The sequence below is a fragment of the Pseudomonas sp. NPDC089554 genome, from assembly GCF_050280645.1.
GTDB lineage: Bacteria > Pseudomonadota > Gammaproteobacteria > Pseudomonadales > Pseudomonadaceae > Aquipseudomonas.
On record NZ_JBNNVR010000027.1, the window covers coordinates 31,753 to 55,387 of the forward strand.

27 protein-coding genes and 1 pseudogene are annotated in these 23,635 nt (G+C 65.3%); 11 read left to right on the top strand and 17 right to left on the bottom strand.

Annotated features, from left to right (window positions below):
- Positions 1–65: 65 nt before the first annotated feature.
- Together ACQKPE_RS10940 and ACQKPE_RS10945 are read right to left on the bottom strand one after the other, a co-directional pair.
- Positions 66–965: a LysR family transcriptional regulator gene (locus ACQKPE_RS10940; protein ID WP_427665738.1), complete on the bottom strand. Its 900-nt coding sequence runs from the start codon at positions 963–965 to the stop codon at positions 66–68.
- Between the two features lie 85 nt (positions 966–1,050).
- Entirely contained in the window at positions 1,051–2,031 is a 981-nt protein-coding gene (locus tag ACQKPE_RS10945; RefSeq protein WP_427665694.1) for a GlxA family transcriptional regulator, read from the bottom strand.
- Between the two features lie 103 nt (positions 2,032–2,134).
- On the opposite strand from ACQKPE_RS10945, the gene ACQKPE_RS10950 reads away from it, so the two are divergent.
- The 5 genes from ACQKPE_RS10950 to ACQKPE_RS10970 all read left to right on the top strand — a co-directional run bounded on the left by ACQKPE_RS10950 (position 2,135) and on the right by ACQKPE_RS10970 (position 5,965).
- Positions 2,135–2,746, top strand: coding sequence for a LysE family translocator (locus ACQKPE_RS10950; protein WP_427665696.1), 612 nt, complete (start codon positions 2,135–2,137; stop codon positions 2,744–2,746).
- A gap of 43 nt (positions 2,747–2,789) precedes the next feature.
- Positions 2,790–3,131: a cupin domain-containing protein gene (locus ACQKPE_RS10955; protein ID WP_427665698.1), complete on the top strand. Its 342-nt coding sequence runs from the start codon at positions 2,790–2,792 to the stop codon at positions 3,129–3,131.
- A 102-nt stretch (positions 3,132–3,233) separates the two neighbouring features.
- Positions 3,234–4,151, top strand: coding sequence for an AEC family transporter (locus ACQKPE_RS10960; RefSeq protein WP_427665699.1), 918 nt, complete (start codon positions 3,234–3,236; stop codon positions 4,149–4,151).
- 47 nt (positions 4,152–4,198) lie between these two features.
- The gene (locus ACQKPE_RS10965) at positions 4,199–4,822 is read left to right on the top strand and encodes a cell wall hydrolase (protein ID WP_427665701.1); all 624 of its coding nucleotides are present in this window, start codon (positions 4,199–4,201) and stop codon (positions 4,820–4,822) included.
- Between the two features lie 282 nt (positions 4,823–5,104).
- The gene (locus tag ACQKPE_RS10970; protein ID WP_427665702.1) at positions 5,105–5,965 is read left to right on the top strand and encodes a CAP domain-containing protein; all 861 of its coding nucleotides are present in this window, start codon (positions 5,105–5,107) and stop codon (positions 5,963–5,965) included.
- A 26-nt stretch (positions 5,966–5,991) separates the two neighbouring features.
- On the opposite strand, the gene ACQKPE_RS10975 is transcribed toward ACQKPE_RS10970, so the two are convergent.
- From ACQKPE_RS10975 to ACQKPE_RS10985, 3 genes are read right to left on the bottom strand one after another with little or no spacing between them, the layout of a single operon-like run.
- Positions 5,992–7,527, bottom strand: coding sequence for a DHA2 family efflux MFS transporter permease subunit (locus ACQKPE_RS10975; protein ID WP_427665703.1), 1,536 nt, complete (start codon positions 7,525–7,527; stop codon positions 5,992–5,994).
- Positions 7,524–8,720: an efflux RND transporter periplasmic adaptor subunit gene (locus tag ACQKPE_RS10980; protein WP_427665705.1), complete on the bottom strand. Its 1,197-nt coding sequence runs from the start codon at positions 8,718–8,720 to the stop codon at positions 7,524–7,526. The genes ACQKPE_RS10975 and ACQKPE_RS10980 overlap by 4 nt, the downstream gene beginning before the upstream one ends.
- 22 nt (positions 8,721–8,742) lie before the next feature.
- On the bottom strand, positions 8,743–9,222 hold the full coding sequence (locus ACQKPE_RS10985; protein WP_427665707.1) for a MarR family winged helix-turn-helix transcriptional regulator: 480 nt from the start codon (positions 9,220–9,222) through the stop codon (positions 8,743–8,745).
- Positions 9,223–9,445: 223 nt separating this feature from the next.
- On the opposite strand from ACQKPE_RS10985, the gene ACQKPE_RS10990 reads away from it, so the two are divergent.
- A complete protein-coding gene (locus tag ACQKPE_RS10990) occupies positions 9,446–10,453 on the top strand; it encodes a FecR family protein (protein ID WP_427665708.1) in 1,008 nt (335 codons plus the stop codon).
- 11 nt (positions 10,454–10,464) lie between these two features.
- Here ACQKPE_RS10990 and ACQKPE_RS10995 read toward each other — a convergent pair whose 3' ends face one another.
- Positions 10,465–11,784, bottom strand: coding sequence for a Na+/H+ antiporter family protein (locus tag ACQKPE_RS10995; protein WP_427665710.1), 1,320 nt, complete (start codon positions 11,782–11,784; stop codon positions 10,465–10,467).
- A gap of 206 nt (positions 11,785–11,990) precedes the next feature.
- On the opposite strand from ACQKPE_RS10995, the gene ACQKPE_RS11000 reads away from it, so the two are divergent.
- Positions 11,991–13,007, top strand: a complete 1,017-nt coding sequence (locus tag ACQKPE_RS11000) for an ABC transporter substrate-binding protein (protein ID WP_427665712.1) — start codon at positions 11,991–11,993, stop codon at positions 13,005–13,007.
- 30 nt (positions 13,008–13,037) lie between these two features.
- Here ACQKPE_RS11000 and ACQKPE_RS11005 read toward each other — a convergent pair whose 3' ends face one another.
- The 10 genes from ACQKPE_RS11005 to ACQKPE_RS11050 all read right to left on the bottom strand — a co-directional run bounded on the left by ACQKPE_RS11005 (position 13,038) and on the right by ACQKPE_RS11050 (position 19,616).
- Complete coding sequence (locus ACQKPE_RS11005; protein ID WP_427665714.1) at positions 13,038–13,310, bottom strand: hypothetical protein; 273 nt, start codon at positions 13,308–13,310, stop codon at positions 13,038–13,040.
- Positions 13,311–13,457: 147 nt separating this feature from the next.
- Positions 13,458–13,928 carry a hypothetical protein gene (locus ACQKPE_RS11010; protein WP_427665716.1) on the bottom strand — a complete coding sequence of 157 codons (471 nt, stop codon included), beginning with the start codon at positions 13,926–13,928 and terminating at the stop codon, positions 13,458–13,460.
- A gap of 143 nt (positions 13,929–14,071) precedes the next feature.
- Positions 14,072–14,695 carry an urease accessory protein UreG gene (gene ureG / locus ACQKPE_RS11015; protein WP_427665718.1) on the bottom strand — a complete coding sequence of 208 codons (624 nt, stop codon included), beginning with the start codon at positions 14,693–14,695 and terminating at the stop codon, positions 14,072–14,074.
- Positions 14,696–14,705: 10 nt separating this feature from the next.
- Positions 14,706–15,380 (bottom strand): urease accessory protein UreF, encoded by a 675-nt coding sequence (locus ACQKPE_RS11020; protein WP_427665720.1) that lies wholly within the window; start codon positions 15,378–15,380, stop codon positions 14,706–14,708.
- Positions 15,380–15,925, bottom strand: coding sequence for a HupE/UreJ family protein (locus tag ACQKPE_RS11025; RefSeq protein ID WP_427665722.1), 546 nt, complete (start codon positions 15,923–15,925; stop codon positions 15,380–15,382). Before ACQKPE_RS11025 ends, ACQKPE_RS11020 begins: the two co-directional genes overlap by 1 nt.
- A gap of 18 nt (positions 15,926–15,943) precedes the next feature.
- Positions 15,944–16,423, bottom strand: a complete 480-nt coding sequence (gene ureE / locus ACQKPE_RS11030; protein WP_427665723.1) for an urease accessory protein UreE — start codon at positions 16,421–16,423, stop codon at positions 15,944–15,946.
- A 10-nt stretch (positions 16,424–16,433) separates the two neighbouring features.
- Complete coding sequence (ureC, locus tag ACQKPE_RS11035; RefSeq protein WP_427665725.1) at positions 16,434–18,137, bottom strand: urease subunit alpha; 1,704 nt, start codon at positions 18,135–18,137, stop codon at positions 16,434–16,436.
- Positions 18,134–18,451, bottom strand: a complete 318-nt coding sequence (locus ACQKPE_RS11040; RefSeq protein WP_427665726.1) for an urease subunit beta — start codon at positions 18,449–18,451, stop codon at positions 18,134–18,136. Before ACQKPE_RS11040 ends, ureC begins: the two co-directional genes overlap by 4 nt.
- 18 nt (positions 18,452–18,469) lie before the next feature.
- Positions 18,470–18,772 carry an urease subunit gamma gene (locus ACQKPE_RS11045; protein WP_427665727.1) on the bottom strand — a complete coding sequence of 101 codons (303 nt, stop codon included), beginning with the start codon at positions 18,770–18,772 and terminating at the stop codon, positions 18,470–18,472.
- Between the two features lie 10 nt (positions 18,773–18,782).
- Positions 18,783–19,616 carry an urease accessory protein UreD gene (locus ACQKPE_RS11050; protein WP_427665729.1) on the bottom strand — a complete coding sequence of 278 codons (834 nt, stop codon included), beginning with the start codon at positions 19,614–19,616 and terminating at the stop codon, positions 18,783–18,785.
- A 217-nt stretch (positions 19,617–19,833) separates the two neighbouring features.
- Here ACQKPE_RS11050 and ACQKPE_RS11055 point away from each other — a divergent pair, with 217 nt between their 5' ends.
- From ACQKPE_RS11055 to ACQKPE_RS11070, 4 genes are all read left to right on the top strand, one after another.
- Positions 19,834–20,199 carry a glyoxalase superfamily protein gene (locus tag ACQKPE_RS11055; protein WP_427665731.1) on the top strand — a complete coding sequence of 122 codons (366 nt, stop codon included), beginning with the start codon at positions 19,834–19,836 and terminating at the stop codon, positions 20,197–20,199.
- 119 nt (positions 20,200–20,318) lie between these two features.
- On the top strand, positions 20,319–21,335 hold the full coding sequence (locus ACQKPE_RS11060; RefSeq protein ID WP_427665732.1) for a branched-chain amino acid aminotransferase: 1,017 nt from the start codon (positions 20,319–20,321) through the stop codon (positions 21,333–21,335).
- Between the two features lie 147 nt (positions 21,336–21,482).
- A complete protein-coding gene (locus tag ACQKPE_RS11065) occupies positions 21,483–22,163 on the top strand; it encodes a response regulator transcription factor (RefSeq protein ID WP_427665734.1) in 681 nt (226 codons plus the stop codon).
- Entirely contained in the window at positions 22,141–23,520 is a 1,380-nt protein-coding gene (locus ACQKPE_RS11070; RefSeq protein WP_427665736.1) for a sensor histidine kinase, read from the top strand. The genes ACQKPE_RS11065 and ACQKPE_RS11070 overlap by 23 nt, the downstream gene beginning before the upstream one ends.
- A 31-nt stretch (positions 23,521–23,551) precedes the next feature.
- Here ACQKPE_RS11070 and ACQKPE_RS11075 read toward each other — a convergent pair.
- Positions 23,552–23,635 (bottom strand): annotated as a pseudogene (locus tag ACQKPE_RS11075) (hypothetical protein); the annotation flags it as partial.

Below are 23,635 nucleotides of genomic sequence, written 5' to 3' on the forward strand. Positions count from 1 at the left end.
CTGGAAACGAGTCCTGGGGACACAATTTGAAAAGGTTGCCGAGGCGGCATGGTAGGCAACCTGGCCTATCCCAGGTAACTGTCGAACCGCTCCAGCAAAAAGCTGTGCAGCAGGCGCACCGCGGGCGTCAGCGAATGCCGGTGGGCGCACATCATCTGCAACGGCGCCGGCTGCCCGACCAGCCCGGGCAGCAGCTCTACCAGGCGCCCGGCGCGGATATCCTCCAGCACATCGAGTCGCGACTTGTACACCACCCCTACCCCCGCCACCGCCCAGCGCCGGACCACATCGGCATCGTCGCTGCTGCGATCGCCTGTGACCTGCACCGTGGTCACGCCTTCGTCGCCGTGGAAGCTCCAGCGATCATGTGTCTGTTCGCCCATCACGTAGCGCAGGCAGTTATGCCCGGCCAGTTGCGCGGGGGTTTGCGGCGCGCCATGCCGGGCAAGGTAGGCAGGGGCTGCGCAGGCGGCGCGACGGTTGGCGGGGGCCAGCGGCAGCGACACCAGGCTGGAGTCGGCCAGCAGGCCATAACGAATGCTGGCATCGAGGTGTTCGCCCACCAGGTCGGCGACTTGGTCGCTGATGCGCAGTTGCAGCTGCAATTGCGGGTAGGCCGCCTGGAATTCATCCAGCCAGGGCAGCAGCACATTGCGCCCCAAATCCGACGGCAACGACAGGCGCAGCGGCCCGGCCAGCACATCACGCGCCTGCTCCAGCGCCAGCTCGCCATCACCCAGCGCTGCCAGGGCCTGGCGCGCGTGGGGCAGGTAGCGTTCGCCATCGTCCGACAGCCGCAGGCGGCGGGTGGAGCGCACCAGCAGGCGAATGCCCAGCGCCCGTTCCAGGCGCTGCAACGCCGCGCTGGCCAGCGCCGGGGAGATGTCCAACTGCCGCGCGGCAGCCGACAGGCCGCCGGCCTCGACCGTGCTGACGAACACCTGCAAATCGTCCATGCGCACCAGTTTCTTCATTCCCCGCCCCTTGCGTGACGCCAAAGGCCGCAAGCATGCCTCAGGCTGCGGGCGCCGTCACTCGATGGACAGCGTTTCAATCAAGACGCGGCTCACAGCCATCGCGCAGCGCCAGCGCCGTGCAGCCGAAACGCCGACGTACCTGCTTGCCCAGGTAACTGGCATCGCCCAGGCCCGACTCCTCGGCGATCTGCGCCAGGCTGTGGCTGGAATTGAGCAAGCGCCAGCGCACCTGTTGCAGGCGCATCTCCAGCCACCAAGCCTTGGCGCTCATGCCATGCTCGCCGAGGAACTGGCGGTCGAGCTGACGTCGGCTGATACCCAGTTGCGCCGCCAGTTGCTCCACCGAAAGCCCTGAGGCCAGGTGATGACGCATCAGCGCCGTGGCGCGCTGTACCTGGCGCCCCCGCCCGGTCCCGGTTTCCAGCGAGCGCAGGGCGTGGCGGCTGTCGCGGGTCTCGTCTACCAGCATGTCGGCCAGGCCTTTGAGCGCCCGTGCCCGGCCACTGGCTCGCGACAGCAGCTCTACCGCCAGGTCGATGGCCGCAGTGCCACCGGCGCAGGAAATGCGCGCACCGTCGAAGCAGTAGAGCTGCTCGGGCTGCACCTTCACGCGCGGGAAGGCCGCGCGGAACTCCGCCTCGTGGCGCCAATGCACCACCACCTTGTGGCCGTCCAGCAGGCCACAGGCGGCCAGCAGGAAGACCGCGTTGTCGACGCCTACCAGCTTCACCCCGGCCTTTGCCGCGCGCCGCAGCAAGGGCTTGTAACTTGCGGCCAGGCTGGCCGTGGCCGCTGCGCTACGCCCACCGAACAGCACCAGGTAGTCGTATTGCCCCAGCGCCAGGGCCTGTACAGCACTTTGCACCTGTACCACAGCGCCGCTGCTCGACGGCACCGGGTCCGGGGTCAACCCGGCCAGGGTCCAGGTCACGTAGCGCTGGCGGCTGTAGTCTTCGTCGTCGGCGCTGAAGCGCAACTTATCAAGGAAGGCCCCGAACGGCAGCAGGGCGAACTCGGGCAAGGGCACGATCAGCAGGCGCATGTCGGGCGTCATGGGCAGCAATGTCCATAAATGACCATTAGATGTCCGAATCATACCCTCGATTGCTAACGCAGCACCTTAGACTGCGTTCCATCCATTCCTGGAAGACATCGTCATGGCACTCGACACCTGGCTTCTCTACCTGCTGGCCAGCATCGGCCTCTCGCTCACCCCCGGCCCCAACAGCCTGCTCGCCTTGACCCACGGTGCGCTGTACGGCGCGCGGCGCACCTTGTTCACCATCGTTGGCGGCGTGTTCGGCTTCAGCGCCCTGATCGCCCTGGCGATGTTCGGCCTGAGCGCGCTGCTGCAAACCTCGGCCTCGGTGCTGGTGGTGCTCAAGTGGGTGGGCGGGGCCTACCTGCTGTGGCTGGGTATCCAGCTGTGGCGCAGCCCGCCGCTGCACCTGGAGCAGGCCAAGGGCAAGGCCTCGTTGAGCAATGCCGGGCTGTTGCGCCAGGGCTTTTTCTCGGCCCTGGCCAACCCCAAGGTGCTGCTGTTCTATGGCGCCTTCCTGCCCCAGTTCATCGACCCGCAGCGCCCTCTGGCATTGCAGTTCGTGGTCATGGCGGCGACCTTCGCCAGCGTGGAGTTCATCGTCGAATACCTGTTGGCGCGCCTGGCGTTTCGCATTCGTCCCTGGCTGGCCAAGGGTGGGCGAGGTTTCAACCGGTGCTGTGGCGGGTTGTTCGCGTTGATTGGCGTGGCGCTGCCACTGGGGCGCTAAGTGCCTACAATGTGCCCTGCCCCTCGCCTTGGACACCCGCCCCATGCCACTCGCCAACCTGTTCAGCCAGCTTGCCCCCCTCGCCCCCGACGCCGCCGAGCAGGTAGACGACCTGCTGCAACGGCCTGGCCTGCGCATCGAGCGCATCGTCTCCAGCGGCCAGTGCAGCCCGCCGGGTTTCTGGTACGACCAGGCCGAAGGCGAATGGATCGTGCTGCTCAGTGGCCGCGCCGGGCTGCGCCTGGAACATGAAGCCGATATTCGTGTGCTGGAGCCGGGCGACTGCCTGGACATTCCCGCGCATTGCCGACATCGTGTGGAATGGACCGAGGCAGGTAGTGCCACGGTCTGGCTGGCCGTGTTCTATAGCGCCCCACCGCCCTGACAACAGTGCATTTTTCCTAAACAGTCACTACAGAAAACAACGGTTTTTTCTGCTCGCTCACCCCGTTAACCTGTGCCGGTACCCGTCCACGGATCGCCCGCCATGCTTCACCTGCTGCTGACCACCCTGCTGCCCATCATCCTGCTGATCGCCCTGGGCACCTTGCTGCGGGTTCGCAGCTTCCTGCCAGACACCTTCTGGCCCGGCGCCGAACGCCTGAGCTACTACGTCTTGCTGCCCTCGCTGTTCCTGCACGGCCTGGCCACCGCCAACCTCGAAGGCGTGCCGGTGCTGGGGATGGTCGCGGTGCTGATGCTCTCGACCCTGGCCGGCGCGCTGCTGCTGGTGCTCTACCAAGGCGTGGCCAGCCACGATGGCGCCGACTTCACCTCGGTGTTCCAGGGCGGCGTGCGCTTCAACAACTACATCGGCGCCACCTTGGCCTCGGGTATCTACGGCACTGCCGGTATCGCCCTGGCAGCGGTGGCCAACGCCTCGATCGTGCCCTTGGTCAATTTGCTCTGCGTACTGGTATTCGCCCGCTTCAGCGCCCGCCACAGCTCACCACTGGCGATTGCCCGGGCGATCTTCGCCAACCCATTGATCGTCGGGTGTGCAGCCGGCCTGCTGCTGCGGGTCACCGGCATCGGCCTGCCGGCAGGCCTCGAACCGACCGTCAAGGCGCTCGGCCAGGCCGCCCTGCCCCTTGGCTTGCTGTGCGTGGGCGCAGCGCTCGGCGGGGCGCGGCTGGGCCAGCAGGTGCGGCCGTTGATGGCGGCGTCGCTGTTCAAGTTCCTGGTCATGCCCGTGACCACCTGGGGCCTGTGCCGGCTACTGGGCCTCAGTGGCCAGGCCGCCGTGATAGCCGTCCTGTTCCAGGCACTGCCGACGGCTTCCTCGTCCTACGTCATGGCCCGGCAAATGGGCGGCAACGCACCGCTGATGGCCACCATCATCGCCTTGCAGACAGTCGCCGCCGCCGTGACCCTGCCGCTAGTGCTGGCCCTTGCGCTGAGTTGACAACCTGCGACTAGAATGGAAATCAGCCCCCCTTCGGAAGCACAGCCATGCGCTACTCGTGGATGGTAACCAGCCTCACCCTGGCCCTGCTTGCAGGCACTTTCCACGCCCCGCTACACGCCGCCGACAGCGCCAAGGCCGCCGTCGCCGAAGACAAGGCCCAGGCACTGGAGGAAAAGGTGGTGGAAGAAGCACCGCCGCCGAAAAAAAGCGAAACCCTCACCCCCAGCGAAGTGCAAGCCGTGGACCCGGCCGGCCAGGCGCCGATGGACGACAGCATCACCTGCCTGGCCCGCACGATCTATTGGGAAGCCAAGGGCACCGACTCCGAAGACATGAGCGCAGTGGCCAACGTGGTACTCAACCGCCTCGGCCACGAGGGCTTTCCCGACACCATCTGCGGCGTGGTCAAGCAAGGCGTCGAGAGCAAGAGCTGCCAGTTTTCCTGGTGGTGCGACGGGCGCCCGGACCAGGTCGAGGAAGAAGGCCGCTACGGCGTCGCCAAGGAAATCGCCCGCAAGGCCTTGAACCAGCAGCTCAAGGACAGCACCGGCGGCGCCTTGTACTTTCATGACCGCAACGTGCATCCAGACTGGGCCAAGGCCTACCGCAGGACTGCCCAGACCCGTCACTTCCTGTTCTACAAGCCAAACCAGGCACTGGCGCGCTGAAAGTGCAGCGCCCCCGAAGGTGATGGCGAGGGAACAGCACCGCCTGCGCAGAGTCGGACGAAAAGGCGAATGAGCATGCGCAGTTGCACGTAGCGCGCTCAGCCGCCGTCATAATTGACTTCCATGCACTGCACTTTTGCGCCGGGCACCGGTCTACCCACTCTTTTGTCGCGGGTAAACCAAAGCCCGTCGTAACGCATGAGACAAGGCCAAAAGCCCGATGCTTGTGTAGGATGGGCAGCGCATACCATGAGGCCGCTGCCAGTCATAGGGAGATTCTTGATGCGCGTCCTGTCATCCGTTGCCTACTTGGCCACCCTGTCGCTGGGTCTGGTGGTCTCTACCAGTGCCCAGGCCATCAGCGGTGCCGAAGCGCAACTGATCGATTCGATCAACGCCTACCGCAGCCAGACCCAACGCTGCGGTGGCGAAGCCTCGCTGGAACTGGCGCCGCTCAACAGCGACACGCGCCTGGCGTTGTCTCCGGAAGGCACCCGCGACTTGCAACAGGCCATGACCCGCGCCGCCTACCCCATGGTCAACGTCCAGGCCATCAGCCTGTCGGGCCCGCGCGATGCCCCGGCGGCGATGCGTGCCATCGAGGAAAGCTTCTGCCAGGTGGTGCTCGACCCGCAGTTCGTCGATATCGGCGTCAGCCAGGAAGGCCGCGACTGGCGCATCGTGCTGGCGCGTCCGCTGCTCAGCGGCCGCCTGGGCGACTGGCAGGCCGAGGGCCAGAAAATGCTGCAAGAGATCAACGCTGCGCGCAACGTGCCGCGCCAATGCGGCGGCCAGCCCTTCGCCGCCGCCCCCGCATTGACCTGGAACACCACCCTGGCCGGCGTTGCCGCCAACCATACGCGGGCCATGGCCAACCAGAACTACTTCGACCATATCGACCGCGATGGCCGCACCCCAGGCGACCGCGCCGAGCTTGCCGGCTACCTGTATCAGCAGATCGGCGAAAACATCGCCGCCGGGCGCGACACACCGCGCAAGGTGGTCGACGGCTGGCTGGCCAGCCCCGGTCATTGCGCCACCCTGATGAACCCCGACTTCCGCGAGCTGGGCGCGGCCTACGCGGTCGACCCGAAGAGCGATGCGGGCATCTACTGGACGGGTATGTTCGGCACCGCGCAGTAACCGCGCCTACACAATATCGCTGCCCTTCAATGCCCCGCCGAGGCCGGCCCGGCCTTGGCCGTGAACGGCGGTTTGGCCAGCCACACCAGCAGGATCAAGCCGGCGAATACCCAGGTCAGCAAGGTGAAGTAGTCCACCGTCGACATCATGTAGGCCTGGCTGTTGAGGATCTGCTCCAGCTGCGCGTAACTCTGGGTATTGGCGCCGCCCAGCTGCTGTAGCGCATGCTGGGTGGCCGGGTCGTACTGGCTGATGTGCTCGCTGAGATAGGCATGGTGCTGGTCGGCCCGGCGAATCCAGATCCAGCTGGTCAAGGACGCCGCGAAGCTACCGCCCAGGGTGCGCAGGAAGGTTGCCAGCCCGGATCCATCGGCGATCTGCTGTGGCGGCAGGTCCGACAGCAATATGCTCAAGGTCGGCATGAAGAACAGCGCAACGCCAATGCCCATGAACAGCTGCACCAACGCCACATGGGTGAAGTCCACCTCGTTGGTGAAGCCGGCACGCATGTAGCAGCTGGCGCCAATCGCCAGGAACGCCAGGCCCGCCAGCAGGCGCAGGTCGAAGCGGTGCGCGTACTTGCCCACGAACGGCGACATCAGCACCGGCAACAGGCCGATCGGTGCCACCGCCAGGCCGGCCCAGGTGGCGGTGTAGCCCATCTGCGTCTGCAGCCACTGCGGCAGGATCAGGTTGATGCCGAAGAACCCGGCATAGCCGCCCACCAGCACCATCGTGCCGATGCGGAAATTGCGGTGCACGAACAGCCGCAGGTTCACCACCGGGTGGCGGTCAGTCAGTTCCCAGATCACGAACACTGCCAGGAACACCACGGAAATCAGGCTGCCGATGACGATGAACGACGACTCGAACCAGTCAAGGTCATTGCCTTTGTCCAGCACCACCTGCAACGCCCCCACCCCGACGATCAGCGTCAGCAGGCCGACGTAGTCCATCGGCTGATGGCTGGTGTGCACCGGCCGCGCCCGCATCTGCTGGCGCACCACGGCGGCGGCGAACAGGCCGATGGGCACGTTGATGAAGAAGATCCATGGCCAGCTGTAGCTGTCGGTGATCCAACCGCCGAGAATGGGCCCGGCGATCGGCGCCACCACCGTGACCATCGCCAGCAAGGCCAGGGCCATGCCCCGTTTCGCCGGTGGGTAGACGGCAATCAGCAGGGTCTGGGTCATGGGGTACAAGGGGCCGGCGACCACCCCTTGTATGACCCGGAACGCCACCAGTTCCGGCATCGACTGGGCGATGCCGCACAGGAACGAGGCCAGCACGAATAGCAGCGTGGCCCAGGTGAACAGCTTCACCTCGCCGAAGCGCCGGCTCAACCAGCCGGTCAGCGGCAAGGCGATGGCATTGCTCACGGCGAACGAGGTAATTACCCAGGTGCCCTGCTCGTAGCTCACCCCCAGGTTGCCGGAAATGGTCGGCAGGGCGACGTTGGCGATGGTGGTGTCGAGCACCTGCATGAACGTCGCCAGCGACAGGCCGATGGTGGTCAGCAGCAGGCTCGGCGGGGTGAACTGCGCGGGGGCGGCGTTGCTCATCGCAGCGCCGTCTTGCCAGTACCGGCACTGTTGTCGTGGATCAGCCGGGCAATCAGGCTGTCGGCCTCGGCCAGTTGCTGGTCATACACCGCAGTGGTGTAGCTGGCCTGTTGTGGCGGCTGCTGGGCCAGGGCCGGGCCGCTCTGGTCGTGCAGGTCGACCTCGGCCACCGTCGACAGGCCGATGCGCAGCGGGTGGTCCTTCAGTTGCGCGGCATCGAGGTGGATACGCACCGGCACGCGCTGGACGATCTTGATCCAGTTGCCGGTGGCGTTCTGCGCCGGCAGCAAGGCGAAAGCACTGCCAGTGCCGGCCCCCAGGCTGTCGACGGTGCCATCGAAGGTGACCGCACTGCCGTACAGGTCGGCGGTGATCTTCACCGGCTGGCCGATGCGCATGTCACGCAACTGGGTTTCCTTGAAGTTGGCATCGACCCACACCTGGTCCAGGGGGATCACCGCCATGGTCGCCGCGCCCGGTTGCAGGCGCTGGCCCAACTGCACGGTGCGCTTGGCCACATAGCCGGTCACCGGCGCCACCAGGGTGCTGCGGGCGTTGTCCAGGTAGGCCTGGCGCAGGTCGGCGGCGGCGGCCATGACCTCAGGGTGCGAGGACACTACGGTGTCGTCGACCAGTGCAGTGCTGGTGGCCAGTTGTTGGCGGGCGTTGTCCAGGGCGCTCTGCGCGGCGGTGAGGTCGTCGCGCGAATGGGACAGTTCTTCGGCGGCGATCGCCCCGCTGTCGGCCAGCACCTTGCGGCGGTTGTAGTTTTCCTGGGCTTTCTTCAGCTCGGCCTGGCGGGTTTGCATCTGTGCCTTGAGGGCATCGACGTTGCTGTACAGCCCGCGTGTTTCGCGGACCGTACGCGCCAACTTGGCCTTGGCGGCCTGCAAGGCCACTTCGCTGTCGCTGGGGTCGAAGCGCAGCAGCACCTGGCCAGCCTGCACCAGGTCGCCATCGTCGGCGCCAATGCTGGTGACGGTACCGGCCACCAGCGGGGTGATCTGCACCACGTTGCCATTGACGTAGGCATCGTCGGTGCTTTCGTGCCAGCGCCCGACCAGGCTGTACCAGGCCCAAGTACCGGCGCCTGCGAGCAGGACGATCAGCAGCAGGGCCAGCAGCCAGGCTTTGCGCTTGCGATTGGATTCGGGCAGCTCGGAGGTGGCGGGTGCGTCCGCAGAAGAAGCCATGGCAATACCTTGAAAAGTGGGTTCAGCGTTCTCGATCGCCGAAACGGGCGATCGTCAGGGGGTCGCCGGCGGCCAGAAGCACCTTGGCCAGCAACGTCTCGAGGGTGTGCAGCTCTTCGGCTGCCAGCACCCCGACCAACTCGTTCATCGCCATCGCGCCGATTTCCGGCAGGCGATCGGCCAGGCGCTGGCCGTCTGCAGTCAACGCCAGGCGGACCTGGCGGCGATCTTCCGGGCAGCGCTTGCGCAGCATCAGGCCCTTCTGCTCGAGGCGGTCGAGCATGCGGGTCATCGAGCCGCTGTCCAGGCCCAGGTAGCGGCACAGCTCAGCCGGGGTATCGACTTGGTACTGGGTGACGATGATCAACACCTTGAATTGCGCGGCGGTCACCCCGTCAGCTTCCAGGTGCCAATCGAGGATGCGGTCCTTGAGCACGGCGGTGCGCCCGAGCAGCATGCCGATGCTGCAACGCTCGAAATTTTCCGGGGTGAAATGCGGCATGACGGCTCGCTCAAGGTGGATATTTCAAAATATTACTGCCTAAGCAGTGAATGTCAAAACCTTTATTAGCAGGCTATGTATTTCCGCGATAAATGGCGGGGCGTGCCAATCGTTTTCCAAGAGGCGAAAAGCGACGAAAAAACTCACAACTGATAGTCATTCGCCATTATCTCGTTCCTTGGAACCCTTTCCGGGGTTAGAATGCGCAAAACCGGGAGCTGCAATGAATCACGACCGCCACCTCCACAACGACGACGATGCAATCACCGATGCTGCGGCGCATTGGTGCATGCGCCTGCACGAGGACGACTGTTCCTCGGCAGAGCGTGAAGCATTCGCCCAGTGGTTGGCGGCCGACCCACGGCACGCCCAGGAGTACCACGCGATGCAGGAGATCTGGCAGACCGCCGACCTGCTGCCGCGTAATGAAGCAGTGGTCACGCCCTTCCCCGTTGCACCGCGTGCGGCCCGCACACGGCAATGGCGGCCTTTGGCCTCGGCTGCGGTAATCACTTTGCTGGCCCTGCCGCTGGCCGGCTGGGTGGGCTGGGAACAAGGCTGGCTGCCCAACCACTACCAGCGCTTCGAAAGCGAAGGCCAGGTGCGCCAGGTGCGCTTGAGCGATGGCAGCGACGTCGAGCTCAACCTGAACACCCAGCTGCGCTACCTCAACTTCAAGGACCGCCGCCAGGTCACCCTGGTCAATGGCGAGGCATTCTTCAAGGTCAAGCACGACAGCGAGCACCCCTTCATCGTGCAGGCCGGCCACGGCCAGACCCGGGTCACCGGTACCCAGTTCAACGTGTGGAAGTATCAGGACCAGGTCAAGGTGACGCTGGTGGAAGGCTCGGTGCTGGTGTCCAGCAACAGCAAGGATGGCGGCTATCGCCTCGGCCCTGGCATGCAGGCCAGCTACCGCGTGGGCGACTTCGAGCCGCAACTGGCACAAAGCGGCGATTATGCCAACGCCCTGGCCTGGCGTAACGGCCGCCTGGTGCTGGACAACCTGAGCCTGTCCCAGGCCCTGCCGGTGATCAACCGCTACCTGAACAAACCGCTGCTGCTGGCCGATGCCAATGTCGGGCGCATTCGCATCAGCGGCATCTACAGCACCCGCGAAGTGAACCGCCTGGTGGACAACCTGCCCAAGGTGCTGCCGGTGTACCTGACCCGCAGCAAGGACGGCAGTACGGTACTGAACCGTATCCTCCCGTCCCCCGGTCGCGGATAAGCGCCCCTACCCTACAGCACCATCGCCGCCAACCAGCCGAACGCCAGCAGCGGCAGGTTGTAGTGGATGAAGGTGGGCACCACGGTGTCCCAGATATGGTGGTGCTGGCCATCGACGTTCAGCCCCGAGGTCGGCCCCAGCGTCGAGTCCGAGGCGGGCGAGCCGGCATCGCCCAAGGCCCCGGCAGTACCGACGATGCACACGGTGGCGATCGGGTCGAAGCCCAGTTGCACGCACAACGGCACGAAGATCGCCGCCAGAATCGGCACGGTGGAGAACGACGAGCCGATGCCCATGGTCACCAGCAGCCCCACCAACAGCATCAGCAGGGCACCGATGCCCTTGTTGTGGCCGATCCATTGCGCCGAGGTCTCGACCAGGCTGTTGATTTCCCCCGTGGCCTTCATCACTTCGGCAAAGCCCGAGGCTGCGATCATGATGAAGCCAATCATCGCCATCATCTTCATGCCTTCGGTGAACAGGTCATCGGTCTCTCTCCAGCGCACGATGCCCGAGGCCGAGAAGATCAGGAAACCGACCATGGCACCGATGATCATCGAGTCCAGCCACAGCTGGACGATGAACGCCGCAGCAATGGCCACACCGGCCACCAACAAGGTCAGCGGGTTGTAGCGCACGCTCACCTGCTCCACCTGCTCGATGCGGCTCAGGTCATAGTCGCGCTTGCGCCGGTAGCTGACGAACACTGCCAGCAACAGGCCCGCGAGCATGCCCGCCGCCGGGATGGCCATGGCCTGGGTGACGTTGACGCCACTGACATCCACGCCTGCGCGGCTGACGTTGGCCAGCAGGATCTCGTTGAGAAAGATGTTGCCGAAACCCACGGGCAGGAACATGTAGGGCGTGATCAAGCCGAAGGTGATGACGCAGGCGATCAACCGGCGGTCGATGCGCAGGCGCGTCAGCACGTACAAAAGCGGCGGCACCAGCAACGGGATGAAGGCGATGTGGATCGGCAGGATGTTCTGCGAAGACACCGCCACCACCAGCATCAGGCCAATCAGCAGCCATTTCATCTTGCCGCCATCGGCGTGGCCCTGGCGGTCGACCATGGCCAGGGCACGATCGGCCAGGGCGTGGGCCAATCCGGACTTGGCAATCGCCACGGCGAAGGCGCCGAGCAAAGCATACGACAGCGCCACCGTGGCGCCGCCGCCCAGGCCGCCGTTGAAGGCCTTGAGCGTGGCTTCGATGCCCAAGCCGCCGACCAGGCCACCGGCCAGGGCGCCGATGATCAGGGCGATGACCACGTGCACGCGGGACAGGCTCAGGATGAGCATGATGCCAACCGCGGCAATAACTGCATTCATGGTGTGCAATACCTCGTTACGACAGACCAAAAGCAAAGGCACCGGCGACAGGCTGCGGGCTACGCAGAAGCCGGACCAAGGGATGTTGTTATGAAGGGCGCGTACTCTGAAGCAGTGGGCGGCGGATGTCAAAAACGCCCGGAAAGAGGCTGAAAAGGCCTGGTCTACACTTGCCGCACGTGCCAACGGCAACCGACGAGGCCTTGATGAAGAAGATTCCAACGCTGCTGGCCAGCCTGCTGCTTGCAGTCGGCCTGGCCAGTACCGACAGCGCCGCAGCCGCCACCGCCCGCGAGCCCATCCACTTCGGCGCCATCGGCTGGGAAAGCGGCGCGTTCACCACCGAAGTGCTGCGCCTGATCGTCGAGCGTGGCCATGGCTACGCAACCGACACCCTCCCCGGCAGTACCGTCAGCATGGAAGTGGCCCTGGCGCGCAACGACCTGCAAGTGATCGCCGAAGAGTGGGCCGGACGCAGCCCCGCCTGGGTCAAGGCCGAACAGGCCGGCCAGGTGTTCGCCCTGGGCGACACGGTGAAGAACGCCGAGGAAGGCTGGTGGGTGCCTGCCTACGTGATCAAGGGCGATGTGGCAAAAGGCATCGAGCCCATGGCGCCCGAGCTGCGTAGCGTCGACGACCTCAAGCGCTACCCCGAGGTGTTCAAGGACGCCGAAGCGCCCAGCAAGGGCCGCTTCCTCAACAGCCCCGCAGGCTGGACCTCCGAGATCGTCAACACCCAGAAACTCAAGGCCTATGGCCTGGACGGGCTGTACAACAACTTCCGCACCGGCTCCGGCGCCGCCCTCGATGCCGAGGTCACCTCGGCGATCCGCCGTGGCCAACCGGTGCTGTTCTATTACTGGAGCCCGACCCCGCTGATGGGGCGTTTCGACCTGGTGCGCCTGGAAGAACCGGCGTTCGACGAACAGGCCTGGGCCACCCTCACCGACCCGGCCAACCCCAACCCCAAAGGCAGCGGCTCGCTGGCGGCAAAGCTGTCGATCGGCGTATCGGCGCAATTTCGTGAGCAGTACCCGGAGCTGGTGGCCTGGTTCGAGAAGGTCGACCTGCCCATCGACACCCTGAACCAGGCCCTGGCGCACATGAGCGAAACCCGCCAGGACCCGCGCGAGGCCGCGCTGGGGTTCCTGCGCGAGCACCCCGAGGTGTGGAAGGCCTGGGTGCCGGACGAGGTGGCCGCGAAGGTGGCCGCATCGCTGTAGCAGAACGTGTCTGGGCCGGCCAGGCGAGGATCATTCAAATTCGGTGTTCGCATATACGCAGTCGTCCCCGATCTGCTTGTAGCCATTCTCACACACCATGCCAACCACTGGGCCCATTCCCCGCGCCTGAGCCCTATGGGTAGGTGGCTCCGTTGAACGATGAGTCGCCTGCTCATCCAACGGCTTTCTTTCAGCGGTGGTTTTCTCGACCACCTGGGTAGACATCTTGCCCGAGCCGTCGGCCAGGGCAAGCAGGGTCGATAGCGCACCGGCCGCTGCGAGTGCGGCAATTACAGTCTTCATACATGACCTTCTCAAGTTGGCTGCAAGGGGGTGCGAGCAGCCAGACTGTAATGGCATGACCTCGGTGCGCGCATTTGGAGCTATGTCCATGTGCTGGCCCAGGCCTGCATTTGCAGTGGCCTGGGCGTTTTCTTCATCAAGCCTGGATCAAGGCTGCTGCCAGGTGATCTGTGCAGGGTCTGCAATGGTGTTGGCCGCCTCGGTGAAGGTGCCATGCTGGGGTGGAATGGACTGGTCGGCGTGGGTGATTGCCTGTTGCTGGAACACCTTGCGCTGGTTGTCGAAGGTCAGGTCGTGCTTGGCGACGTTGTCGCCCCAGTCCGCCGAGGGCAATGACAGGTAGCTGATGCGGTAGACCGGATCGGTGGTCGCCCCCTCCACCAGGTACACGCCGTAGTGGTCCTCACCCGGCGAGACGATCTTGTAGAGGCCATTGTCGAAATAGTAGATGGTTGCCAGTTCGAAGGGCTTCTCGCTGTACATCACCTGGTAGGTCAGCTGATGCACCATGGTCGGCTTGCCGACCGGTACGTCGATGCGAAAGGCCTTTTCTTCGCTGGCCTGTACAACGGCAGACAGCCCAAGGGCTGCGCCGAACAAGGTATTTCTCACGCTCATGAAATTCTCCAGTGACCCCAAGACACTCTCGGGCGCGCCAAGAGTAGGCGCGCAGTGGCTTGGGGTGGGCTGGAGAACGCTGATCGAGACCAATCCTGCCGTATTTGGCGAAAGGTCTTACGACGCTAGCTCGTCCGGCAGGTTCAGCCCCGCACGCCCAGCATGCCGCGGTCGACGATGAAGTCGATCACCGCCTGCAACCCGTCACCTTTCTTCAGGTTGCTGAAGGTCCACGGACGCTCCGGGCGCATGCGGTTGGTGTCACGCTCCATCACTTCGAGCGAAGCGCCAACGTAAGGCGCCAGGTCGGTCTTGTTGATCACCAGGAAATCCGACTTGGTGATGCCCGGCCCGCCCTTGCGCGGAATCTTCTCGCCTTCGGCGACGTCGATCACGTAGATGGTCAGGTCGGCCAGCTCCGGGCTGAAGGTGGCACTGAGGTTGTCGCCGCCGCTCTCGACGAAGATCACCTCCAGGTTGCCGAACTTGCGCGCCAGCTCTTCCACCGCCGCCAGGTTCATCGAGGCATCCTCGCGAATGGCGGTGTGCGGGCAGCCGCCGGTTTCCACGCCAACGATGCGCTCGGGCTCCAGCGCACCGGCCTCGGTGAGGATGCGCTGGTCTTCCTTGGTGTAGATGTCGTTGGTGACCACGGCGATCTGGTAGTGGTCGCGCATGGCCTTGCACAGGGCTTCGAGCAGCGCGGTCTTGCCAGAGCCGACCGGGCCGCCGACACCGACGCGCAGGGGTTGCTGATAGCTTTGCATAAGGCAGTCCTCAGGAACGGAACAATCGGGTGTATTGGGTTTCATGGCGCGACGAGGCAATAGCCAGCAGCGGCAGGCCGCCGCCGAGCTGGTCGTCAGGCAGCGCCAGGGCCTGGTCGAGCACTTCGGGCAGTTCGGCGCCCAGGTCGCGCAGCAGGGTCTGGGCGGCTTGCTGGCCGAACGGCACCAGCTTGACCCCGGCCATCACGGCGCCCTCCAGCCAGGCGAAGCCGAGGCCCAATGCCAGGTCGCGCAAAGGAATCGCCCAGTGCGCGCCGAGCCAGGCCATGCCGCCCAACTGGGTGAGTTCCAGGCTTTCACGCCAGGCCGGGGCCTGGCCCAGTTGCCAACCGTCGAGCAGGCGCGCCAGGGCGCTGCCACGCTGGCGCTCTTCCAGGCGCAGCTCGGCGGTTTCACGGTTGGCCAGCAGGAACGCGCTCCAGTGTGCGAAGGCTTCGGCGTCGTCGACCTGGCAAGCCTGGTAGAGGCGCGCCAGTACGGGCCAGTCGAGGCAGCCCAGGGTGTCGTGCAGCTGCTCGCGCTGCCAGGCGCAGAAGCCTGCGGTGTCACGCACCCAGCCGGCCTCCACGGCCCACTCCAGGCCTTGGGAATAGGTAAAGCCGCCCACTGGCAAGCCGGGGCTTGCCAGTTGCAGCAGGCGCAGCAGCGCCAGGTCGCGGCTCATCAGCCGGCCAGCACGTAGGCGGCGCCAGCCAGTAACCCACCGCCAAAGGCCTTCTGCAACTTGGCGTGGCGGCGCAGCAAGCAACCGACGCCGAAGCCGGCCACCAGCAGCAAGCCACTGACGGTCACGAAACCTGCGCTGAACTGCCAGAACGCGCTAGGGGTGGCTTCCACGCCATGGGCCCAGCCGTGGAACAGCGCGAACACCGGCATCGCCAGGGCCAGCAGCAGTTGACGGTTGGGCAGCAGCAGCGCGACCGCAGCCACCACCAACGATGCCAGGATCAAGGTTTCCAGGCCCACCATGCCGCCAAACAGATGGCCGAGCACCGCGCCGCCGAACATCGCGCCGAGGGTCGCCAGCGGCAGGCTCAGGTTGCGTCGGGTCAGCGCCGCCAGCACGCCGGTGCCCAGCAGCATCAGCAGGTGGTCGAGGCCGGTCAGCGGGTGCAGCAGGCCATCCTGCAAGGGGTTGCTGTCATGCCCTGGGTGGGCGAAAGCCGGCAAGGCCACCATCAGTAAAACAAGGGCGAGGGTCTTTTTCATCGGGTGCTCCTAGGCAGTTCAGGAATGGGTCGGCAGGCGGACAAACGGATGGTCGTGGCTGTGGCCGTGCGGGGCGCTCTGGTAGGCACCGGCTTCAGGCTCGAACGGCGCACGCTCGGCCTGCACCTCCAGGCCCAGGCCGCGCACCATCTCGTCCAGCACGTGGTCATGCTGGTAGCGCAAAAAGCCAGTCTCGATCTGCAACGGCACGTGGCGGTTGCCCAGGTGGTAGGCGGCACGCGCCAGCAGCAGCGGGTCGGCGCAGCGCACGGTGGACACCGCCTCGGGCGCCGCGATCACCTGCACCACGTGCAGGCCTTCGGCATCGGCCAGCCGCTCGCCGCCGCGCAGCAGGTGCCCACGCTCGAGCATCAGGCCCGCTTCGCGACCATCGTCGAGGGTCACGCGCAGGCGGCTCTTGATGCGGCTGTCCACATCCAGGGTGACGGTGCCGGTGGCCGTTGCGGCTTCGGCAACACGGCGGGTCAGGACAATCATGCTTGCTCCTTCAGAACAGGAAGTAACGCTGGGCCAGCGGCAGTTCGCTGGCCGGCTCGCACACCAGCAGTTCGCCGTCGGCGCGCACCTGATAGGTCTGGGCGTCGACTTCGATGACCGGTTGCAGGGTGTTGTGGACCATGTCGGCCTTGCGCACCCGGCGGCAGCCTTGGGCCACGCCGATCAGGCTGCGCAGGCCCAGTTCCTCGGACAAGCCGCGGTCCATGGCGGCCTGGGACAGGAAGGTCATGCGCGTGGCATGGCGCGCCGCGCCCAGGGCGCCGAACATTGGCCGGTAGTGCACGGGCTGGGGCGTAGGGATGGAGCCATTGATATCGCCCATGGGCGCGGTGACGATCATCCCGCCCTTGACCACCAGCGCCGGCTTGACCGCGAAGAAGGCCGGCGACCACAGCACCAGGTCGGCCAGCTTGCCCACCTCGACCGAGCCGACCTCGTGGGCGATGCCGTGGGTCAGCGCCGGGTTCATGGTGTACTTGGCGATGTAGCGCTTGACCCGGAAGTTGTCGCTGTAGTCGCTGTCCGGGGCCAGCGGGCCGCGGCGCACCTTCATCTGGTGCGCCACCTGCCAGGTGCGCAGCACCACCTCGCCCACCCGGCCCATGGCCTGGGAGTCGGAGGACGTCATGGAAAACGCGCCCATGTCGTGGAGGATGTCTTCTGCGGCGATGGTCTCGCGGCGGATACGCGACTCGGCAAAGGCCACGTCCTCGGCGATGCTTGGGTCGAGGTGGTGGCAGACCATGAGCATGTCCAGGTGCTCATCGACGGTATTGATGGTGTACGGCAGGGTCGGGTTGGTCGAGGACGGCAGCACGTTGGCCTGGCCGGCCGCGCGGATGATGTCCGGCGCATGGCCACCGCCCGCCCCTTCGGTGTGGAAGGTATGGATGGTGCGATCGCCGATGGCCGCCAGGGTGTCTTCGATGCAACCGGACTCGTTGAGCGTGTCGGTATGGATCGCCACCTGGATGTCCATCTCCTCGGCCACGCCCAGGCAGCAGTCGATGGCCGCCGGGGTCGAGCCCCAGTCCTCGTGCAGCTTCAGGCCCACGGCCCCAGCAGCAATCTGCTCGCGCAGGGCTTCGGGGCGCGAGGCGTTGCCCTTGCCCAGCAGGCCGATGTTGATCGGCAGGCTGTCGGCCGCCTGGAGCATGCGCGCCAGGTACCAGGGGCCTGGGGTGCAGGTGGTGGCATTGGTGCCAGTGGCCGGCCCCGTGCCGCCGCCGATGAAGGTGGTGACGCCGCTGGTCAGAGCCTCCTCGACCTGCTGTGGGCAAATGAAGTGGATATGCGAGTCGATGCCGCCAGCGGTGACGATCTTGCCTTCGGCAGCGATCACCTCGGTGCCTGGCCCGACGGGCACGTTCACCCCCGGCTGCACATCGGGGTTACCGGCCTTGCCGATGGCGGCGATACGCCCATGCTTGACCCCGATATCGGCCTTGACGATGCCCCAGTGGTCGATGATGACGGCGTTGGTCAGCACCAGGTCCATGGCCTCGGCCGCCAGCATCTGGCCCTGGCCCATGCCATCGCGAATGACCTTGCCGCCGCCGAACTTCACCTCTTCGCCGTAGATCGTGAAGTCCTTCTCGACTTCGACCCACAACGCGGTGTCGGCCAGGCGCATGCGGTCGCCCACGGTAGGGCCGAACATGTCGGCGTAGGCCCTGCGGGAAATCCGGCTCATGCCTTGCCCTCCAGCGCGCCCATCACCTTGCCCTGGAAGCCGTATACCTCGCGCTTGCCGGCGTAGGCCACCAGTTGCACGGTGCGCGACTGGCCTGGCTCGAAGCGCACGGCAGTGCCGGCGGGGATGTCCAGGCGATAACCGCGGCTGGGTTCGCGGTCGAACACCAAGGCGTCGTTGACCTCAAAGAAGTGGTAGTGCGAGCCGACCTGCACCGGGCGGTCGCCGTGGTTGGCCACGCTGACGCTGACCGTTTCGCGGCCGGCGTTGAGTTCGATGTCGCCGTCGGCGACCTGGATTTCTCCGGGAATCATGGGCATCTCCTGGTCGCTTCAGACGATGGGGTCGTGCACGGTCACAAGCTTGGTGCCGTCGGGGAACGTGGCCTCGACCTGCACGTCGTGGAGCATCTCAGGCACGCCGTCCATCACCTGGTCGCGGCTCAACACCTCGCGGCCCAGGCTCATCAGCTCGGCCACCGTACGGCCATCACGCGCGCCTTCGAGCACCGCGGCGCTGATCAGCGCCACCGCTTCCGGGTAGTTGAGCTTCAGGCCACGGGCCAGGCGCCGTTCGGCCAGCAACGCGGCGGTGAACAGCAGCAGTTTGTCTTTCTCTCTTGGGGTCAGCTCCATCGCGTCTCTCTCAAGTGGCCCAGATGCGCGGCGGGCACGGCGCCAGGCCGAGCACGGCCGGGCGCAGCAGGTGCCAGAGCCGCTGCAGGTTGCGTTGCAAGTGTTGGTTGTCGTGGTCGAGCAGGCGGATCACCAACAGCGGCCCGAGCAAGGTGGCGCCGGCTGGGGTGCCCAGTTCATCGAGCAACTGGCGCACCTGCTCCAGCACCGCGCTGTCGGCCGGTGCGGCACAGAAGGTGGCGACCAGCGGGTGACCGCCAAGCTTGTCCAACTGGCCACCGGTGATGCGCAGGCGCTCGTGCAGGCCAGGGTCGCCTGGCAGCTCGATACGCAAGCGGCTGTCCAGGGCCCCGTTATCGAAGCGCTCGCTCATGACCGGACGGCCCAGGCACAGGGTTTCCCAGGCCAACAGGCGCGCGCCGGGCTCGAGGGTGAAGCGGCTGTCGAGGCTGGCGCGGGCACCGTCGAAGAAGATGCTGTCTTGCGGCAGCCATTCCAGGGTGCTATCGGCGGCCAGGTGAAAACGTTGTTCGAGGCGCGCCGTGGGGCCGATGCTGCGGTAGAACTTGCTCGCCCCGGGCATGGTCAGCAGCGCGTGGCTGCCAGGCTCGAGGTGGATGTCCAGCTCCAGGCGGTCCCCGGCGACGATACCGCCAGGTGGATGCAGGATGTAGACGTGGCATGGCGCGCCCTCCGGGTGGAAGGGCCGCTGCACCAAAAGAGGACCGAAGTGCCGACGCGCACCAAGACGGGTCATGCCATCACGCAGCACGAAACGCAGCTGCAGATGCGCGCTCCAGCCCGCCTGCTCGTCCACCTGCCCTGCCCGCTCTGCCAACGACATCCTGCATTCCTTGAAATACTTGGTCTGAAAGCGCTGTACCGGTTAATTCTCCCAAGGAAGAATCAGACAGCTCAGACCAGTCGATCAGTCTTTACCTAATGCCATTAGCAGATTGCGGGCCAACTCCATCTCCGCCGTGCCCCTTTCCAGTGCCTACGCAACAGGCACGCGCTGCGTTACAGTGCCCCTCCCACCTTTTCCCTTGCAGGACGCAACCATGCACTTCGCCCCGGCCATTCCGGTACTGCGCATCTTCTCGGTCGACAAGGCCAAGGAGTTCTACCTCGACTTTCTCGGCTTCTCCCTCGACTGGGAGCACCGCTTCGCCCCCGACCTGCCGCTGTACGCGCAGATCCACCGCGACGGCCTGGTGCTGCACCTGTCCGAACACCACGGCGATGCCTCGCCCGGCTCCACCGTGTTCGCCCGCGTCGAAGACCTGCGCGCCCTGGAGCGTGAGCTGCTGGACAAGCAATACGGCTACGCACGGCCGCAGGCCGAGGAGGTCGACTGGGGCTTGCAGATGCAGGTGTGGGACCCGTTCGGCAACCGCTTGCGGTTTTGCCAGCAGATAGACGGCTGAGCGCCAGCGCCAATTCGTGACTGGGCGTTTCCGATCCTCGGCGGATGGTTTATCGTGGCGGGGTGCGCATATAAAAGGAGGCCCACCAACCGGGCCTCGGCAAGACAATAGAGGGTGTCATGAGTAACGAGATCAACTGGGACAAGCTGGGCTTCGACTACATCAAGACCGACAAGCGCTACCTGTCCGTATGGCGCGACGGCGAGTGGGACAAAGGCACCCTGACCGAAGACAACGTACTGCACATCAGCGAAGGCTCCACCGCCCTGCACTACGGCCAGCAATGCTTCGAGGGCCTGAAGGCCTACCGCTGCAAGGATGGCTCGATCAACCTGTTCCGCCCCGACCAGAACGCCGCGCGCATGCAACGCAGCTGCGCCCGCCTGCTGATGCCGCAGGTGCCGACCGAGGTGTTCGTCGAAGCGTGCAAGCAGGTGGTCAAGGCCAATGAGAAGTTCGTGCCGCCGCACGGCAAGGGTGCGCTGTACCTGCGTCCATTCGTGATCGGCACTGGCGATAACATCGGCGTGCGCACCGCGCCCGAGTTCATTTTCTCGATCTTCGCCATCCCGGTCGGCTCGTACTTCAAAGGTGGCATGAAGCCGCACAACTTCCAGATCTCCAGCTTCGACCGCGCGGCCCCGCAAGGTACCGGTGCAGCCAAGGTCGGCGGCAACTACGCTGCCAGCCTGCAGCCAGGCGCCGAGGCCAAGAAGGCCAACTTCGCCGATGCCATCTACCTGGACCCGCTGACCCACAGCAAGATCGAGGAAGTCGGCTCGGCCAACTTCTTCGGCATCACTGCCAACAACGAGTTCGTTACCCCGAAATCGGCGTCGGTGCTGCCCGGCATCACCCGCCTGTCGCTGATGGAACTGGCGCAATCGCGCCTGGGCCTGACCGTGATCGAGGGCGACGTGGAGATCAGCAAGCTCGACCGCTTCATCGAAGCCGGCGCCTGCGGTACTGCGGCGGTGATCACACCAATCGGCGGTATCGAGTACAACGGCAACCTGCACATGTTCCACGACCTGGAAAAGGTCGGCCCGGTGACCCAGAAGCTCTACCAGGAGCTGACCGGCATCCAGAGCGGTGACGTCGAAGCACCGGCAGGCTGGATCGTCAAGGTCGCCTGACGCTTCGCCTTGCAGTGAAAACGGGGCATGCCAGCAATGGCATGCCCCGTTTTCGTTTGCACCGCCGCCCTAGATGAATTTTTCTTAAATCGCCGGTTGTCTATTCTTTGGCACAATCAAATTTCCCCACGCCGCCCAGGAACCAGCATGCCCCGCGTACTGACCATTGAAGACGATGCCGTTACCGGCCAGGAGATCGTCGCCGAACTCACCAGCCACGGCCTGGAAGTGGATTGGGCCGACAATGGCCGCGAAGGGCTGGCCAAGGCCATCGCCGGTGGCTACGACCTGATTACCGTGGACCGCATGCTGCCGGAAGTCGACGGCCTGACCATCGTCACCACCCTGCGCAGCCTGAAGATCGCCACGCCCATCCTGATGATCAGCGCCTTGTCGGATGTCGACGAGCGTGTGCGCGGCCTGCGTGCCGGCGGCGACGACTACCTGACCAAGCCATTCGCCTCCGACGAAATGGCGGCCCGGGTCGAAGTGCTGCTGCGCCGCAACAGCGTGCCCATGACCCAGACCCGCCTGCAGGTCGCCGACCTCGAGCTGGACCTGATCAGCCATGAAGCACGACGCGGCGAAAACAGCCTCAACCTGCTGCCCACCGAGTACAAGTTGCTGGAGTACCTGATGCGTCACGCAGGCCAGGTGATTACCCGGATGATGATCTTCGAGGAAGTCTGGGGCTACCACTTCGACCCCGGCACCAACCTGATCGACGTGCACATCGGCCGCCTGCGCAAGAAGATCGACGCACCGGGCCAGTCCCCGTTGATCCGTACCGTGCGGGGCTCCGGCTATGCCATTGCCGAACCCGTCTAAGGGCTGGAGCTCCTCCACCAGCCGCCTGCTGGCGCTGTACAGCTTCCTGTTCGTGGCCTGGAGCAGCATCCTCATGGGGGTGCTGTACTTCGAGGTGTCCAGCTACCTGAACAAGTTTACCCGCCATTCCATGTTGCAGCGTCAGCACTTGTTCTCGCACATGACCGGCAAGCAGCTCGATGACGCGCTGATCGCCAGCCAAGCCTTCGAGGAACGCGGCTTCGACGCCTATGGTCTGTTCGACCGCCAGCTCAACCCGCTGGGCGGGCGAATTCGCGCGATGCCGCCCGAACTGGGCCTGGACGGCAAGATCCACGAGCTCAAGCGCTGCCTGGACGCTGACGACCCACACATGCCGCGCGACAGTTGCGATGCCGTGGCCATCAATATTCCCGATGGTCGCTGGCTGGTGCTGGTGCGCGACAACGGCTCGTTGTTCGTGGTCACGCGGATCATCCTGCATGCCTTGCTCTGGGGCATCTCCCTGACCCTGATCCCGGGCTTCGCCGGTTGGTACCTGCTACGTCGGCGTCCGCTAAAGCGCATACGCGCGGTACAGGCCAGCGCCGAACTGATCGTCGCGGGCGACCTCACCCATCGCCTGCCGCTGTCGAGCCGGCGCGACGAGCTGGACATGCTCGCCGACATCGTCAACGCCATGCTCGACCGTATCGAGCGCCTGATGCATGAGGTCAAGGGCGTGTGCGACAACATCGCCCACGACCTGCGCACCCCGCTGACGCGCCTGCGTGCGCAGCTTTATCGTATTCGCCAGCAGAGCGATAGCGACTCAGCGCAAGCCGAGGCGCTGGACCAGGCCATTGCAGAAACCGACACCCTGATGGCGCGTTTCCGTGGCCTGCTGCGCATCAGTGAACTGGAAGACCGCCAGCGCCGTGCCGGTTTCGTCGAGCTCGACCCGCATGCCCTGCTGGTGGAACTGCATGATTTCTACCTGCCGTTGGCCGAAGACGGCGCGATACGCCTGTCGCTGGAACAGCCCCAGCAATTGCCCGCACTGCACGGCGACCGTGAGCTGCTATTCGAAGCCTTGGCCAACCTGGTGGGCAATGCCATCAAGTTCACGCCCGAAGGTGGCCAGGTGCGGGTGCTGGCCGAGCACGACGACGGCGGCGTACACATTTCGGTGGAAGACAGTGGACCGGGGATTCCCGAAGCAGAGCGTGAGGCGGTTTTGAAGCGCTTCTACCGCAGTGATGAGGGGCACCGTCACCCGGGGTTTGGGCTGGGGCTGTCGATCGTCGCGGCGATCGTCGATTTGCATGGGTTCCGGGTCGAGGTGGGGAGTAGCGAGTTGGGCGGGGCCAAGTTGGTCCTGCATTGCGCGGCGGCCTGAAAAGCATCGCGGGGCAAGCCCGCTCCCACAGGTACGCCACTGCGATGGCGATGGCCGGTGGCGCGATGCTGGGGTACTGGTTGATCGGCAGCTTCAGGATCGACAGGGCGCCAAC